14 protein-coding genes are annotated in these 14,973 nt (G+C 63.1%); 8 read left to right on the top strand and 6 right to left on the bottom strand.

Features of this window, described 5'->3' with window-relative positions; genetic code table 11:
• Positions 1-2: 2 nt before the first annotated feature.
• Together CK501_RS08590 and galU are read right to left on the bottom strand one after the other, a co-directional pair.
• The gene (locus CK501_RS08590) at positions 3-1,016 is read right to left on the bottom strand and encodes a hypothetical protein (protein ID WP_095617330.1); all 1,014 of its coding nucleotides are present in this window, start codon (positions 1,014-1,016) and stop codon (positions 3-5) included.
• Positions 1,017-1,036: 20 nt separating this feature from the next.
• Positions 1,037-1,882: a UTP--glucose-1-phosphate uridylyltransferase GalU gene (gene galU, locus CK501_RS08585; RefSeq protein WP_095617329.1), complete on the bottom strand. Its 846-nt coding sequence runs from the start codon at positions 1,880-1,882 to the stop codon at positions 1,037-1,039.
• A 143-nt stretch (positions 1,883-2,025) separates the two neighbouring features.
• On the opposite strand from galU, the gene zwf reads away from it, so the two are divergent.
• Genes zwf through CK501_RS08565 form a run of 4 tightly spaced genes read left to right on the top strand, consistent with a single transcriptional unit; the run spans position 2,026 to position 6,888 of the window.
• On the top strand, positions 2,026-3,465 hold the full coding sequence (gene zwf, locus CK501_RS08580) for a glucose-6-phosphate dehydrogenase (RefSeq protein WP_095617328.1): 1,440 nt from the start codon (positions 2,026-2,028) through the stop codon (positions 3,463-3,465).
• Entirely contained in the window at positions 3,446-5,257 is a 1,812-nt protein-coding gene (gene edd, locus CK501_RS08575) for a phosphogluconate dehydratase (protein ID WP_233128875.1), read from the top strand. Before zwf ends, edd begins: the two co-directional genes overlap by 20 nt.
• A 9-nt stretch (positions 5,258-5,266) precedes the next feature.
• A complete protein-coding gene (locus tag CK501_RS08570; protein ID WP_077531034.1) occupies positions 5,267-5,758 on the top strand; it encodes a GNAT family N-acetyltransferase in 492 nt (163 codons plus the stop codon).
• Between the two features lie 23 nt (positions 5,759-5,781).
• Positions 5,782-6,888: a glutathione S-transferase family protein gene (locus CK501_RS08565; RefSeq protein ID WP_095617326.1), complete on the top strand. Its 1,107-nt coding sequence runs from the start codon at positions 5,782-5,784 to the stop codon at positions 6,886-6,888.
• A 4-nt stretch (positions 6,889-6,892) separates the two neighbouring features.
• Here the strand turns inward: CK501_RS08565 and CK501_RS08560 are convergent, their stop codons facing one another.
• Complete coding sequence (locus CK501_RS08560) at positions 6,893-8,191, bottom strand: NAD(P)/FAD-dependent oxidoreductase (RefSeq protein WP_095617325.1); 1,299 nt, start codon at positions 8,189-8,191, stop codon at positions 6,893-6,895.
• 68 nt (positions 8,192-8,259) lie between these two features.
• Positions 8,260-9,210 carry a DegV family protein gene (locus CK501_RS08555; RefSeq protein WP_095617324.1) on the bottom strand — a complete coding sequence of 317 codons (951 nt, stop codon included), beginning with the start codon at positions 9,208-9,210 and terminating at the stop codon, positions 8,260-8,262.
• A 259-nt stretch (positions 9,211-9,469) separates the two neighbouring features.
• Between CK501_RS08555 and CK501_RS08550 the strand changes: the two genes are divergently transcribed.
• Positions 9,470-10,477, top strand: coding sequence for a zinc-dependent alcohol dehydrogenase family protein (locus CK501_RS08550; RefSeq protein WP_095617603.1), 1,008 nt, complete (start codon positions 9,470-9,472; stop codon positions 10,475-10,477).
• A 129-nt stretch (positions 10,478-10,606) separates the two neighbouring features.
• Positions 10,607-10,834 carry a hypothetical protein gene (locus CK501_RS08545; RefSeq protein WP_095617323.1) on the top strand — a complete coding sequence of 76 codons (228 nt, stop codon included), beginning with the start codon at positions 10,607-10,609 and terminating at the stop codon, positions 10,832-10,834.
• Here the strand turns inward: CK501_RS08545 and CK501_RS08540 are convergent.
• Positions 10,779-11,633, bottom strand: a complete 855-nt coding sequence (locus CK501_RS08540) for a M90 family metallopeptidase (protein ID WP_095617322.1) — start codon at positions 11,631-11,633, stop codon at positions 10,779-10,781. The genes CK501_RS08545 and CK501_RS08540 overlap by 56 nt on opposite strands.
• A 232-nt stretch (positions 11,634-11,865) precedes the next feature.
• Here CK501_RS08540 and CK501_RS08535 point away from each other — a divergent pair, with 232 nt between their 5' ends.
• Positions 11,866-12,786, top strand: a complete 921-nt coding sequence (locus CK501_RS08535; protein ID WP_095617321.1) for a DMT family transporter — start codon at positions 11,866-11,868, stop codon at positions 12,784-12,786.
• Here the strand turns inward: CK501_RS08535 and CK501_RS08530 are convergent, their stop codons facing one another.
• A complete protein-coding gene (locus CK501_RS08530) occupies positions 12,787-13,527 on the bottom strand; it encodes a siderophore-interacting protein (RefSeq protein ID WP_095617320.1) in 741 nt (246 codons plus the stop codon). It abuts the gene before it with no gap.
• A gap of 350 nt (positions 13,528-13,877) precedes the next feature.
• On the opposite strand from CK501_RS08530, the gene CK501_RS08525 reads away from it, so the two are divergent.
• Positions 13,878-14,936 (top strand): 3-deoxy-7-phosphoheptulonate synthase, encoded by a 1,059-nt coding sequence (locus CK501_RS08525; protein ID WP_198949446.1) that lies wholly within the window; start codon positions 13,878-13,880, stop codon positions 14,934-14,936.
• Positions 14,937-14,973 lie beyond the last annotated feature (37 nt).

The raw sequence follows: 14,973 nt of genomic DNA, 5'->3' as shown, positions 1-14,973 counted from the left end.
CTCTACCTCTCTGATGGGTTGAACGTGAGGGCCGTGAAGCGTTGCTGCTCATCCAGGGCCAGATGGATATCGGATGCGGGCGGCGATTCAAGCAGCCGCCGGGTGATGCGTTCGTAATGCGCCATGAAGGTGGCGAAGGCATCGCCTTCGTCCAGGTGGGCGCGGTAGCTGTCGCTGCGGTTGCGGATCAGCTTCGCCTCCTGGAGCAGCCGCCAGCGCTGTACGGCATCCCAGGAAGGCGGCTGCAGGAACAGTGAACGGTCGAAGCGCTGGAACAGGTCCTGGTAGCGCCCGGCCAGCTGTTCGTTCACATAACGCCGCCAAAGTCCATCCGGATCCTGTTCAGCCTCCAGGCTGTTGATCGGTTCGTCCAGTTCACGCTCATCCACGGCCCGGGCGCCCAGGCACCAGCCTTCCAGCAGGATAACGCCGGGCCGGCCCTGGAAGGTATGCCCCTCGGACGCGGGCCTTTGGTCATCCGCGCTTTTATCGAAGCGGGGCAGGGGCGTGCGGGTATCAGGGCTGGCATCGCGCAGCCCTTCCACGCATCCCAGCAGCGCCTCAATGTCATGGGTTCCGGGAACACCCCGGGTCGCCAGCAGTGGGTGGACGGAGTCCGCCAGTTCACGGCGTGAATGCCGGCTCAGGTAGAAATCGTCCAGGCTGAGTACACAGGCGGAGACGGCAAAGCAGTGATGCAGAACCAGTCTCAGCGCCCGGGACAGGGTGGTCTTGCCGCTGCCCTGGCTGCCGCCAATGGCCATGACCAGAGGGCGGCCGAGCTGGCGCTGTTCAGTGAGCAGCCACGCGGCCATGGGAATGACCAGGCGCGGGAAAACACTCATCCACCCCTGAGGGAGCTGTTCATCGGCAAGGAACCGCTGCAGCACCAGTACCGCGTGCTGTCGGGCCTCGGCGATGCTCCGGGCCGGGAGAGGGCTGTCGTTGGGCCAGCTGGCCTCCGGAAGGATGACCGTCCCTGGCCTGTATTCTCTGCCTGCCGTGTGTTCCGCCATGCGCCAGCCTGTGTTCCCGCTCAGAGGTTGCGTTCGCCGCGGCGATAGACGTTTTCGTAGACGTGGTTGGTCGCCTCGACAAAACCGTCAATGCTGCCACAGTCAAAACGCCGGCCCCGGAACTGGTAGGCAAGAACACAGCCGTTCTTTGCCTGTTCCAGCAGGGCGTCCGTGATCTGGATCTCGCCACCCTTGCCGGGCTTGGTCCGCTCCAGGATGTCGAAGATGTCCGGTGTCAGGATGTAGCGTCCGATGATGGCCAGATTGGAGGGGGCCTGATCCTTTGGCGGCTTTTCCACCATGTCGGTGATCCGGTAAAGGCCCTCCTTCATGGTTTCACCCTCGATGACCCCGTATTTGTGGGTCTCATCCACTGGCACTTCCTCGATGGCCACGATGCTGCACCGGAACTGGTTGTAGAGCTTCACCATCTGCGCCATGACGCCGTCGTCATCGTCTCCGGCAACGCAGAAGTCGTCCGCCAGGATCACCGCGAAGGGGTTGTCACCGATCAGGTTGCGGCCGGTGAGGATGGCGTGGCCAAGCCCTTTCATCTCGTTCTGTCGTGTGAAGGCAAAGCGGTGGTTTTCGATCAGGTTGCGGATGCCCTTGAGGTTATCCTCCTTCCCGGTGCCCGCGATCTGGTGCTCGAGTTCATAGCTGATGTCGAAGTGGTCCTCAATGGCACGCTTGCCACGGCCTGTGACAAAGCCGATGTCATGGATGCCCGCCTCGGAGGCCTCCTCCACCGCGTACTGCACCAGCGGTTTGTTGACGATGGGCAGGATCTCCTTGGGCATGGCCTTGGTGGCCGGCAGAAAGCGGGTGCCGTAGCCGGCGACCGGGAAAAGGCATTTGCTGATCATGACTGGCATTCCCTGTTGTGTGTTCGCTGATGCACGGATGATTCCAGAAGCCGCCAGTGTAAACAATCCGTTGCCTGAAAAAGAGGGCGCGCGTAGTGGTTCCGTGATTTGCGCTGCCCGCGGCGATTGCTCATGCTGTAATCATGAACCCAAACGATACCACGCCCTTCACCCTGGTTCTGTTCGGTGCCGCCGGCGACCTGGCTCGGCGGCGTCTGGTGCCGTCCCTGTATGCGCTCTGGTGTGACGGAGCCCTGCCGGAGCACTGGCAGCTTCTGGGTGTGAGCCGCAGCGCCCTTACCAGCGATGAATGGCGCGCGGAGCTGGCCGATGCGCTGGAAGGTGAGGTCGCCGATGACTTTCTGGCCCGGGTGGGGTATGTCTCCGCGGATGCCACAGACCCGCAAGCGCTGGGGAGCCTTCGTGAGCGCCTGGAAGGGCAGCGCTGTATCTTCTATCTCGCCACCCGCGCCGATCTGTACGCCGGCATCACCCGTGCGCTGGAGGAGGCTGGCCTGATCAGCGGGCAGTCCAGGATGGTGCTGGAGAAGCCCATTGGGCTGGATTACGCCTCGGCGGAAGCAATCGAGACCAGCGTTCGGGGGTGCTTCGATGAGCGCCAGATTTTCCGCATCGACCATTATCTGGGCAAGGAGACCGTCCAGAACCTGCTGGTACTGCGCTTTGCCAACTCCATCTTCGAGAGCCAGTGGAACCACCGCTACATCGACCACATTCAGATCACCATTGCGGAATCGGGAAGCGTGGCAGGCCGGGGTGCCTTCTATGACGAGGTCGGGGCCCTGAGGGACATGGTCCAGAACCATCTGCTCCAGCTGCTGTGTATGACGGCCATGGAACCCCCGAACACCCTGGATGCGGATGCGGTGCGCGATGAGAAAGTGAAGGTGCTGCGTGCGCTGAGGCCCATGGAGATCACCACTATAGCCGAAGAGGTGGTGCGGGGGCAGTATACCGCCGGAGCGAACGGCGAGGCTGGCTATACTGAGGACGCCGGTGTCCGTGATAGCGCCACGGAAACCTTTGTGGCGATGCGTGTGGCCATCGACAACTGGCGCTGGGCGGGAGTGCCGTTCTACCTGCGCACGGGCAAGCGCCTGCCGGAGCGCACCTGCGAGATCGTGGTCCACTTCCGACCCGTGCCGCATTCGATCTTCCCGCAGCAGCGCGCGAGCATGGCCAACCGTCTGGTTTTCCGCCTGCAGCCGGATGAGGGCATCCAGCTCTCGTTCAGCGAGAAACGCCCCGGGGCGGCCATGGACATTCGCATGTCCGAGCTCAGCCTGAACCCTCAGACCCTGAGGCGGGAGCGGGCACCGGATGCCTATGAACGGCTGCTCAGTGACGTGATCCAGGACAACCAGACGCTGTTCGTGCGCCATGATGAACTCATGGCCGCCTGGGATTGGGTGGATCCGATCCTGCAGAACTGGCGGGATTCCGGTGTCCGTCCGGAGCCCTACAGGGCGGGAACCTGGGGACCTTCGGCGGCAACCATGCTGCTGGCCCGTGACGGCCGGCTCTGGGATGAAAGGGAGACAGATGATGCACCCGACGGTTGAGGCAGTCACCAGGCGCATACGCGAACGCAGCGCCACCAGCCGGGACCGCTACCTGGCGCTGATGGCCGGCGCCCGGGGTGACGGGCCCCAGCGCGAGACCATGAGCTGCACCAACCTGGCGCATGTGATGGCGTCCAAGCCCGATCCCGACAAGCTGATCCTGCGCCAGACGGAACGCAGCGCCAACGTCGGCATCATTTCTGCCTACAACGAAATGCTCTCCGCGCATCAGCCCTACGGCGACTTTCCGGACCAGATCCGGCGCACCGTGGCGCGCACCGGTCACGTAGCCCAGTTCGCCGCCGGCGTTCCGGCCATGTGCGACGGCATCACCCAGGGCCAGCCGGGCATGGAGCTCTCTCTCTTCTCCCGGGACCTGATCGCCCAGGCCACCGCCATCGGGCTCAGCCACAATGTTTTTGACGGTGTACTCTGCCTCGGCATCTGCGACAAGATTGTGCCCGGGCTGCTGACCGGTGCTCTGCGTTTCGGGCATCTGCCGACACTCTTCGTGCCGGCGGGCCCCATGCCCTCGGGCATGTCCAACGCCGAGAAATCCCGCATCCGGGAGCAGCACGCACGTGGTGAGATCGGCCGTGATGAACTGCTGGAGGCCGAATCCCGCTCCTACCATTCACCGGGCACCTGCACCTTCTATGGCACCGCCAACTCCAACCAGGTGCTGATGGAGGTCATGGGCCTGCAGCTTCCGGGCTCTTCCTTTGTGAATCCCGGAACGGACCTGCGCGAGGCCTTCACCCAGGCCGCGAGCCGCCGGATTACGGAGGTCACGGATCTGGGGGATGACTATCGGCCCCTGTCCCAGGTGGTTTCCGAAAAAACGCTGGTCAACGCCATGGTCGCGCTTCTGGCCACCGGCGGCTCCACCAACCACAGCATCCACCTGGTGGCCATCGGCCGTGCTGCCGGCATCCGCATCGACTGGGAAGACTTCCACGAGCTTTCGCGGGTGGTGCCGCTGTTGTGCCGTCTCTATCCCAATGGCGAGTCGGACATCAACGACTTCGACCGTGCCGGCGGCGTACCCTTCCTGGTGCGTGAGCTGCTGGGTGCGGGCCTGATGCACGAGGATGTGAGCGTCATGTTCGGCGAGTCCATTCACGACTACACCCGAGCTGCAAGCCTTGATGGGGCCGGGCGCCTGGTGTGGGATCCGCCGCGGGAAGCCTCCGGTGATACACGCTGCCTGCGGGCCGTGGACGATCCCTTCGTGGCGGACAGTGGATTCCATCGCCTTGAGGGCAACCTCGGCAGGGCCATCATCAAGACCTCCTCGGTGCCAGAGGACCGCTGGTGCATCGAGGCGCCAGCCCGGGTCTTTGCGGATCAGCAGGCGGTGATGGATGCCTGGTATGCCGGGGAGCTGACGCAGGATTTCGTGGCCGTACTGCCGGGCCAGGGCCCTGGCGCCAATGGCATGCCCGAACTGCACAAGCTGATGCCGGTGCTCGCGAACCTGCAGAGCGACGGCCTGCGCGTGGCGCTGCTCACGGACGGGCGCCTTTCCGGCGCCTCGGGCAAGGTGCCCAGCGCCATCCACGTTTATCCGGAAGCTGCCCGGGGTGGTGCCATTGGGCGCATCCGTGATGGCGATCGCGTCCTTATTGATGCGACTGCCGGTGCGCTACACTGGGAGGCAGGGCGTGACCATGGCCAGCCGGTGCACTGGGGCCGGGGCAACGAAGGGCTCGGGCGCGAACTTTTTTCCGGGTTCCGGGAACAGGTTACCCACGCCGAGGCCGGCGCCACCATCTTCCGCTGGGACGACTGAGGAGACCCCATGCCAGAGATCCGCCACTTCCTGCCGGACGACTGGTCCGAGCTCTGGGCCATGCTGGAACCGGTATTCCGCGCTGGGGAGACCTATGCCGTCCCCATGGACATCAGCGAGGACGACGCCTTCACCTTCTGGGTGGAAAAGCCGGACTGCACCTATGTCATGCTGGATGACGACGAGACCTACCTGGGGACCTACTTTCTCAAGACCAATGCACCCGGGCCGGGCAGCCATGTCTGTAACTGCGGCTACATCGTGGGAGAACACGCCCGTGGCCGGGGGCTGGCCAGTGAGATGTGCCGTCATTCCATGGAAGAGGCGAAACGGATGGGTTACCGTGCGATGCAGTACAATCTGGTGGTATCCACCAACCTGGGAGCCATCAAGGTCTGGGAGCGCAACGGCTTCGAGGTTACCGGCACCCTCCCAGGCGCGTTTGAACATCCCGAGTACGGATTCGTGGATGCTCATGTCATGTACCGCTGGCTGAGCTGAGCCGCCGGAGAAATGGAGTTCCGATGACCACAACCTACGCCTTCACCCACTATGGGACCGAGTTTTCCCTGTACAGTGGCAAGACCCGTTCCTACCTGCGCTACAAGGGCATTCCGTTTGAGGAGCGCATGGCTACGCGCAGTGTCTACCGCCGGGTGCTGATCCCGAAGACGGGCGTGGCGATGATTCCCGTTCTGGAAACCTCTGAGCACGAGTTCATTCAGGATACCGTCGAGATCATCGACACCCTGGAGCAGCGCTTTCCCGAACGTGGCATCTACCCGAGCACACCGAAGCAGCGGCTGGTATCCCTGCTGATGGAACTGTACGCGGATGAATGGCTGCTGCTGCCGGCCATGCACTTCCGCTGGAGTTTTCCGGAGGAGAACCGGCGTTTTCTTTACAGTGAGTTCGGCAAGGTCGTTTCTCCCTGGCTTCCGGGGCCGCTGCGCCGGTTAGCCGGCAGCCGCCTGGCGAAGCGTTTCTCGGGCATGCTGCCGATGCTGGGCATCACGGAGAGCACCGCCTCCGCCATTGAGAACTGGTACTACATGCTGCTGGATCAGCTCGAGGCGCACTTCAGCCAGCATCCCTACCTGTTGGGCGAGCGCGCCAGCATCGGGGATTTCGGCCTGATGGCGCCGCTCTACGCCCATCTCTACCGGGACCCGGCCCCCGGTCGCATCATGAGGCGTCGAGCGCCGCACCTGGTGGAGTGGATCGAGCGCATGAACACCCGCAAACCCCGTGTGGGCGACTGGCTGGCGGATGACCAGGTGCCCGAGACCCTCTACCCGCTGCTCAAGCATCAGTTCGAGAGCCAGTTCCCTGTTCTGAGCGAGACCGTGGATGCCGTGGCGAAGTGGATTGATGAGCACCCCGGGAAGAAGGTGCCCCGCAGGCTCGGCGAACACCAGTACCGCCTGAGTGGGGTGGATGAAACCCGGGCCCTGATGAGCTTCCCCCAATGGAAGCTGCAGCGGCCCCTGGATTTCTACCAGGGGCTGCCGGAGGACCAGCGCGGGCCCGTGGATGAATTGCTGGATGAAGTCGGCGGTCGTGAAGCCATGAACATGCGTATCCCGCGCCGGGTGCGGCGCGAGAACAACCGCCTGGTGCCGGAAGACTGAGGCGTCAGTGCAGCTTCATCTTGGGCTTGAAAGCCCGGTGCAGGCGGTCCGTCAGCGCCATTAGCAGCCCCCGGAACCAGCCGAAGACCGCGATCTGGTGCATCCGGTACAGTGAGATGTAGACCAGCCTTGCCAGCCTGCCTTCCACGCGCAGGCTGCCCCTGGAGGTGCCACCCATCAGGGTGCCCACCGCTGAGTACTGGCTCAGGTTCACCAATGACCCGTAATCCTGGTACTGGAAGGCCTTGAGTTCGCGCCCCTGCATGGCCCGGCGCAGGTTGCCTGCAAGGTGGTCCGCCATCTGGTGGGCGCTCTGGGCCCGGGGTGGCACGAAGCCCTGTTCCTGGGGGCAGGCTGCGCAGTCACCCAGCGCGAAAATGTGCGGGTCGTCCACCGATTGCAGCGTGGCCGCCACTTTGAGCATGCGGTTGGGTTGCAGGCTCAGGCCGTCCAGGTGTTCCATCAGCGTTGGGCCCTGGACGCCGGCGGCCCAGACCATGATGTCACCAGGGATCTCGTGCCCATCCTGATCCACCAGGGCGTCGGCCCGTGCTTCGGTGATCCGGGCCTCAAGGCGTACATCCACGCCAAGCTCCTTCAGTTCGCGCAGCGTGTCCCGGGAGATGCGCTCGGGCAGGGCGGGCAGCAGGCGTGGTCCGGCCTCCAGCAGGGTGATTTTCAGCATGCTGCGGTCCGCCTGGGAGAACCCGTACTCGTGTACTGTTTCCGAGGCATGCACCAGCTCGGCCGCCAGCTCCACCCCGGTGGCGCCGCCGCCTACAATAGGAATGCGGGCGCAGGCATCAGGGTCGGTCCGGCGCTGGCTGTTCACCCGCATCAGCGTATTCAGGAAGTTCTGGTGGAAATGCTGTGCCTGCTCGGGCGAGTCGAGGAACTGGCATTGGCGGCGTACGCCGGGAATACCGAAGTCATTGGTGATGCTGCCGATTGCCAGTACCAGGTAGTCATAAGAGAGTTGGCGCTCGGGCAGAATCGTTTGCCCGTTCCCATCGATAATGGCGTTCAGAGTGATGGTCTGAGCCTCGCGGTCCAGGCCGGTGAATTCACCCAGAACGAAGTGGAATCCCCGGTGGCGGGCTACAGCCCGGTAGCTGATCTGGTCCACCGAGGAATCCATAGCGCCGGAGGCCACCTCGTGGAGAAGCGGCTTCCAGATGTGGGTCGGGCTGCGGTCGACCAGAGTGATGCGCGCCTCACCCCGGCGCCCCATGCGGCGGCCCAGCTTGGTGGCCAGTTCCAGCCCCCCGGCACCGCCGCCAACAATGACGATCTCCGCTGTCATGACGGCTCCGCTGTGTTCGTTAGTGTGCGAATCGTAACACAGCGCAGCCGCCCATCCGCAGGCCCTGTTTACTGGAAGTCGCTGAACTCGTGTGGTTCCGCCGCCAGTGCCAGGCACAGGCTGCCGGGGCCGATGTAGATGGTACTGGTGATGCCCATCTGGGAGAGCAGAAGCTCCACGCCATGGGCTCTGCAGGCATCGCGCAGCCGCTGCAGGCCGGGCAGGGCTTCTATCTCATCCCAGCTCATGCCGCAGGAGAGCGAGACATAGGGGGTCAACAGTCCCGCCTCCACGCGGGCTACGGCGTAGTTCATCACCTTCTCGACGGCCGGCTCAAAACCGCGCGTTTTGGTGACCGGTTTGCCCTCGGCGCCCTTGCCGAAGATTACCGGCGTGATGTTCAGTGCCTTGCCGAGGAAGGCGACCAGCCCGGAGACGCTGTTATCGCCCCTGCGGCGGGCCCGTTCACGGATGTAGTGGAGGTCCCTCGGAATCACCACGCCGTAGATCTTGTCCGCGAAGGTCTCAATCTCGTGACGCAGCGCGTTCTTGTCCAGGTTCTGCTGCATGAGGCGGATGGTGTGGGCAGCCAGCAGACCCTGGCCCGCAAAGATCTGTTTGCTGTCGACCACCCGCATCGAGAAGTTGCCTGTTTCACCGGCAGCGTCGCGCTTGCGGCGGTATTCGGCAAGCACGGTATTCATGGCGACGCTGGCGTTTTCGTAGATCTTGCTTCGGGCGCGGGTGACCGTCTCGCAGATCGCGACGTCGTAGTGATCCACGATCTGCTCCATGAACAAGTTATGGATCTGCTCCGCGGAGAACGGTTCTGTCTCCGCGTGGTGCCCCTTCTCGAGCAGACCCTGCTCGTAGAACTCCTGGGTGAGTTTGGGATCGTGGGTGTCGGTGTAAGTCTGGTCATCGATGTGTGCCGTCACCGGCAACACGAAGAGCCCGTGCTCCTTGCTGAACTCATGGGGTATGTCGCACGCGGAGTCGACGATCAGCCCTGTCTTCATGCTCAGCCTCCTTTATATCCGCACTGCATTTTGCGGACTTTTGTCATCCAGTGTCTGGTGTAACATGAGCAAATGGTAAGTTTCCGTGGAGCAGTTCCGTTTTTCAAGGAAGTTCGCAAAGCTAACCGGAATCGGGAACACAATGGCCTGTGAGGCCAACCGCAGTGTGGAATTTCCGGCGCGCCTTGACGCCAATGCAGTGACGCCCAATGATGAGCCTCGTCATCCCGTAACCCACAACGGAACAGGAGCATCCCTGATGAAAACGGTCACTGTCACCAGCCCCGGCGGGCTCGACAACCTCAGGGTCACCGACCAGGCCGAACCCGGCAACCCCGGCCCCGGCGAGATCCGCGTGCGGTTGCACGCCAACTCCCTCAACTTCCATGATTTCCTCGTTGCCAACGGGGGTATTCCGACCGAGGACGGCCGTATCCCCATGTCTGACGGCGCCGGTGTCGTCGAGGCGGTAGGCGAGGGCGTTGAGGAATTCGCGGTGGGCGATAACGTCGTCTCCACTTTCTTCCCGCCCTGGCTCGACGGTGCTCCCCAGGAGGGCAACTTCACCAACGTTCCCGGCGATGGCCTGGACGGTTATGCCCGTGAGCAGGTCGTGCGCGCCGCTACCAGCTTCACGCACGCCCCGGAAGGCCACAGCCACGCTGAGGCCGCTACGCTGACCACCGCCGGCCTCACCGCCTGGCGTGCGCTGACTGTGGACAACCATATCAAGGCCGGCGATACCATCCTCATCCTCGGTACCGGCGGCGTCTCCATCTTCGCCCTGCAGTTCGCGCGCAGCATGGGCGTGAACGTCATCGCCACTTCCTCCTCCAACGAGAAGCTGGAACGGCTCAAACAGATGGGTGCCCAGCACACCATCAACTACAAGGAAGACCCCAAGTGGGGCAAGACAGTTAAGAAGCTCACCAACGGCCAGGGCGTGGACCAGGTGATTGAGGTGGGTGGCCCCGGTACCGTGGCCCAGTCCATCGAGGCCATCCGCGTGGGCGGGCTCATCTCACTGATCGGCGTACTCACCGGCAGCGGCGGCGAAGTGCCCACTGCCAAGCTCATGGCCAAGCAGGCACGGCTCCAGGGCCTGCTCGTCGGCAGCCGCCGCCACCAGATCGAGATGGTGCAGGCCATCAACAGCACTGGCCTCAAGCCCGTGATCGACCGCAGCTTTAAGCTGGACGAGATCGCGGACGCGTTCCGGCATGAGGAAGCCGGGAAGCACTTCGGGAAGATCTGCCTGGAGTTCTGAGCGGGTCCTTCCCCTGGTTCAAGGAGCAGCCCGAACGCTATCCCAGGAGCGCCGGCAAGTTCTGGCCGGCGCTGCTGGGACGAACGCCGGACTGAGGTGCGGGCAGAGATGGCATAGGCGAGGATTGGATTGAACGGCCCGGGCCCTGAGAATCCGCTGGACGTCTTCCCGGATGCGCGTGATGGCCTCACCCGCACCGAGCGGATCATCCTTTATGTGCTGCATGAGACCCAGCGTGAGCTGGACGGTCGCAATGTGCCAACCGCCATGCTCTACGGCAGGGTGGTGGAATACGTCAATCTCACCGAGGCGGAACTTCACGATTACCTGAACCGGCTGGGTATTCAGTCAGCTTGAGTGGGTCGAATCGGAAGTACCCGCTCAGCGTCTCATAGACCTCTGGCTGTTCTGCCTTGAGGTGTCTCGGTTGCTGGAAGAAGGTTTCCGTCAGCACGGCAAAGAACTCCGCCGGCTCCGTCGCCCCGTAAGGGTCAAGCCATGGCTTCTCGTGGTGGCGGAGTGAGTCGCGCAGGTGCTCGTAGGCGCGGGTCATGGTCTCCTGCCAGTGCCGGGCCTGTTCGCCGCTGAGCGTTGGCGCGCCGTCGGCTGTGCCGTCCAGATAATCCAGCTGGTGGGCGAACTCGTGAAGGATCACATTGTGCGCGCCGTGTGGATGGAGGGCGCCTTGCTCGCATTCGGTCCACGCCAGTACAACCTGACCCAGGCTGGAAGCTTCCCCGGCGCGGATCTCGTTGCTCTCGCTGACCACCAGCCCGTCGCTTTCCAGGTCCCGGACGCGATACCGGTCGGGATAGACCAGGATACTGTTGACCCCGTCGAAATCGGAGAAGTTACGGCCTACGATAAGCAGGCAGGCGTGCCCGGTAATGGTGAGGCGCACGGTGTCGTCCACCTCCAATCCGTCGCAGCCATAGAAGGGTTTTTCCGCCAGGAACAGCTGTACGTGTTGTTCAAGCTGTCGTTTGAGATGGGCGGGCAACCGGCTGTAGAGCGGCACCCGTTTTTTGAGCATTTTCCGCCAGTGTTCCGGGAAGGGGTGCTGGAGCTGCCTGTTGCGCCACCAGCTGCGATAGAAGAACAGGTAGAAGATGAGGGCGCCAATAAGCACCAGGACGCAGAGCAGGTAAATAAGCATGGATTAGGCCACCTGTTTTTCGTGAACTGCTCCGGTTCCAAGGCATCCGTTGTGCCCGGAGCCCCGTGTGCAGGGGAATGATAGAACATTGGGCACGAGGAGAGAGATAGCAGATTGGGAGCGGTCATGATAGATATACGGCAGACATTGAGGAAACCCGAAACTGGACGGGGCTGCTGCTTCTGGCCTAGGCTGCTCACCCTTTTCCACATCCGGCCCGTGAGGAGTTCCAATGGCAGGTGCAACGGCTCTCGTGATGCTCGCGTCCCTCTGCTGGGGGCTCTCCGGCGGTATTGGCGGCATCCTCATGGCGGATGGCTGGGATGCGTTCGTGGTCTCGTTCTACCGGGGGGCGATTGGTCTTGTGTTCGTCCTGGGCTGGCTGGCGATCCGCCCTGGCAACAGCGGACTGGCCAATCGCAAGCTGTGGTTCTGGTCAGCCATTGCCGGGCTGGGCGTGGCCGGCAACTTCTCGTTCTACTTCCTGAGCATCTCCGAGGGCAGTGTCGCGGTGGCCGCGACGCTGATGTACTGCGCGCCGGTGTTCGTCTACCTGCTGTCTTTCGCGCTTAAGCTGGAAAGCCCAACGCCGCTCAAATGGGCGGCCATCGTGATGGTGATGGTGGGGATTGTGCTGCTCACCCGCATCTATGACGTCAACGCGGGCGGTGTTACGGCGCTTGGCGTTGGCGCGGGGCTTCTGGCCGGGCTCTCCTATGCCATCTTCATATTCGGCTTCAAATACGCCGCGCCCCATGGCACCCCGCAGGCCATTCTCACCATCGCCTTTACGGCCCTGGTGATCATCCTTGGTGCCTTCGGGGATTCCAGCGAAATCGCCATTGCCCTGAGCACGCCGGACTGGCCCCTGTTCGTCACGCTGGGAATACTGGGCGCGGGGCTGTCGTTTATCTTCTACATCATCGGCCTGAATCACACGGCCCCCGCCGTCGCCTCCATTGTAGCCATGGTTGAGCCGGTCACGGCCTCACTGTTCGGCGTGGTTGTCCTGGAGGAAACGCTGGTTGCGCTGCAGATTGTAGGGATGGCGCTGATCCTGGCTACAGTGACGGCGTTGAGTGTCTTTTCCGGACCCCCGGCGGCGGCGCTGCCAGAGCCTGAGGGCGCAGGAGATGGAGAGCAGGCCGATTAATCAGGCTTCCGGGTCAAGCTTCTTGGCCCGCTTCATCCCTTCGTCAGTATCACCCATCTTCCAGTAGCAACTGCAGTACATGGCATGCTTGTCGATGCCGCTTTCGTCCCGGAAGTAGCGGCGCATGCTGCGCATGGTACTGAACTCGCCCGCGAACCAGGGGTAGGGCGTGCCCGGCAGCCAGGGCAGGGCGCGCACCCGTTCGTCCAGAAGGGCGTTGGGTCGCCCGGTGTCCGGGTTCACGAGCCATGTCAGCTCAATGCCCTCGGGGTGTTCGATGGTCTGCCTGTCGTCCTCTGAGAGCACTTCGATCAGGGCGTAACCGCGCGCGTCGGGAGGCAGGTTCTCGAGGTTCACGGCCAGCGCCGGTAGGGCGCTCAAGTCACCAGCCAGGAGGAACCAGTCGGCGTCAGGGGCGGCCAGTTTTGGTTCACCCGGGCCCCGGATGGTGATGGGGTCGCCGGGGCGCGCTCGGCTCGCCCAGGCCGAGGCCGGGCCGCCGTCGCCGTGGTCCACGAAATCCAGCGTCAGTTCCTGCCGTGCCGCATCGAAGGCACGGATGGTGTAGGAGCGCAGGGTCGGTTTGCCGCCTTCCTCCGCCGGGTCAAAAACCAGCTTCACGTAGCCGCCTTTCTGGTCTGCCGGGAACCCGGCCAGTTCCGGCCCCTGCAGCACGATCCGGCGCATGTTCGGTGTCAGGCGGTTATTGCTGAGTACTTCAAGATCGTATTCGGCTGGCATTGGCCTCTCTGACAGTCTGGCGTTTGGGGCTGAGCTGAGATATTCCCATCTTCCCGGCTTTTCGAAAAGGCCTGGTGTTGCAACGCTGGCTGGGTGCGTTATGATCCCGGTTATGAAGACATTAACCGCAGCATCCACCTCAATGACCCCAATGCCTGCCGGTGTTCCGGCTGGCTCGGTGGCTGCTGTGTATTTCCAGTGGTTTGGCTTTGGCTATTTCTATAGCCATACGCCGGGCCACGTCTGACACCTCACACCCCAGGAGGCGGCCCGGCAGAAAGCCAGGCTGCCACCGGATGAAGAACCCCGACTGGCAGCCGCCGTCGGGGTTTTTTTATGGGAGATCGATTATGGCTACAGCAATGACGGACTCACAGACGACCAGTGAACAACCACAGCCCGTGCAAGATTCCGCAGCGCTCCAGAGCCTGCCAACACCAGCGGAACTCAAGCAGCAGTTACCCTGTCCGGACGAACTGCATAAGCAGGTGGAACAGCACCGGGAGGCGGTCCGCGCCATTCTCAGGGGCGAAGACGAGCGCCTGCTGGTGGTTGTGGGGCCCTGCTCCGCGCATGACGAGGTAGCGGCACTTGAGTATGGCGAACGACTCGCGGAACTCGCCGCGACCCTTCAGGACCGCTGCCTCATCGTCATGCGGGCTTACCTCGAGAAGCCCCGGACGACCGTGGGCTGGAAAGGACTTCTGTACGACCCTGAGCGCACGGGAGAAGGGGACCTGGCCCAGGGGCTGGTCCGAAGCCGGCGCCTGCTTCTGAATCTGGCGCAGCTGGGACTGCCGCTGGCGACCGAAGCTCTCAACCCGACGGCCGTGGATTACCTGTCCGATCTGGTGAGCTGGACGGCGGTCGGGGCGCGGACCACGGAATCTCAGCTCCATCGTGAGATGGCAAGCCAGCTGCCCATGCCGGTGGGCTTCAAGAACGGTACCGATGGCAGCCATGGAATGGCACTCAATGCCATGCGGTCGGCGGCTTCTTCCCATTACAGATTGGGCACGGACGTTCACGGTCGGCCGGCCATGATGCAGACACCTGGCAATCCGGATACACATCTGGTGCTGCGCGGTGGTCGCGGCGTTACCAATTATGACGAGGCCAGCGTCACGGCGGCCCAGCAACAGCTGAGGGAGAACGGGCTGACCCCTTCGGTGATGGTCGATTGCAGCCACGACAATGCCTGCAAGGAGCATCAGCGCCAGACCGGGATTGCACGGGAGCTGCTGCGCCAGCGCCGGGCGGGTAACCACCGGATCGTCGGTATCATGATTGAGAGCTTCCTGGTGGACGGTAAGCAGAAGGACGAAGGCGAGCTCACCTACGGCCAGTCCATTACGGACCCCTGCCTGGGATGGGATGAGACGGCGCGCCTTCTGCAGCAGATGGCCTGAAGTGCTCTGAATCTCTATCATATGCGCGACATGATGA

This window comes from Halovibrio salipaludis, from assembly GCF_002286965.1.
Classification (GTDB): Bacteria; Pseudomonadota; Gammaproteobacteria; order Pseudomonadales; family Oleiphilaceae; genus Halospina; species Halospina salipaludis.
Note: the sequence above shows the minus strand (reverse complement) of the source record. Positions and strands in the feature narration are given on the sequence as shown.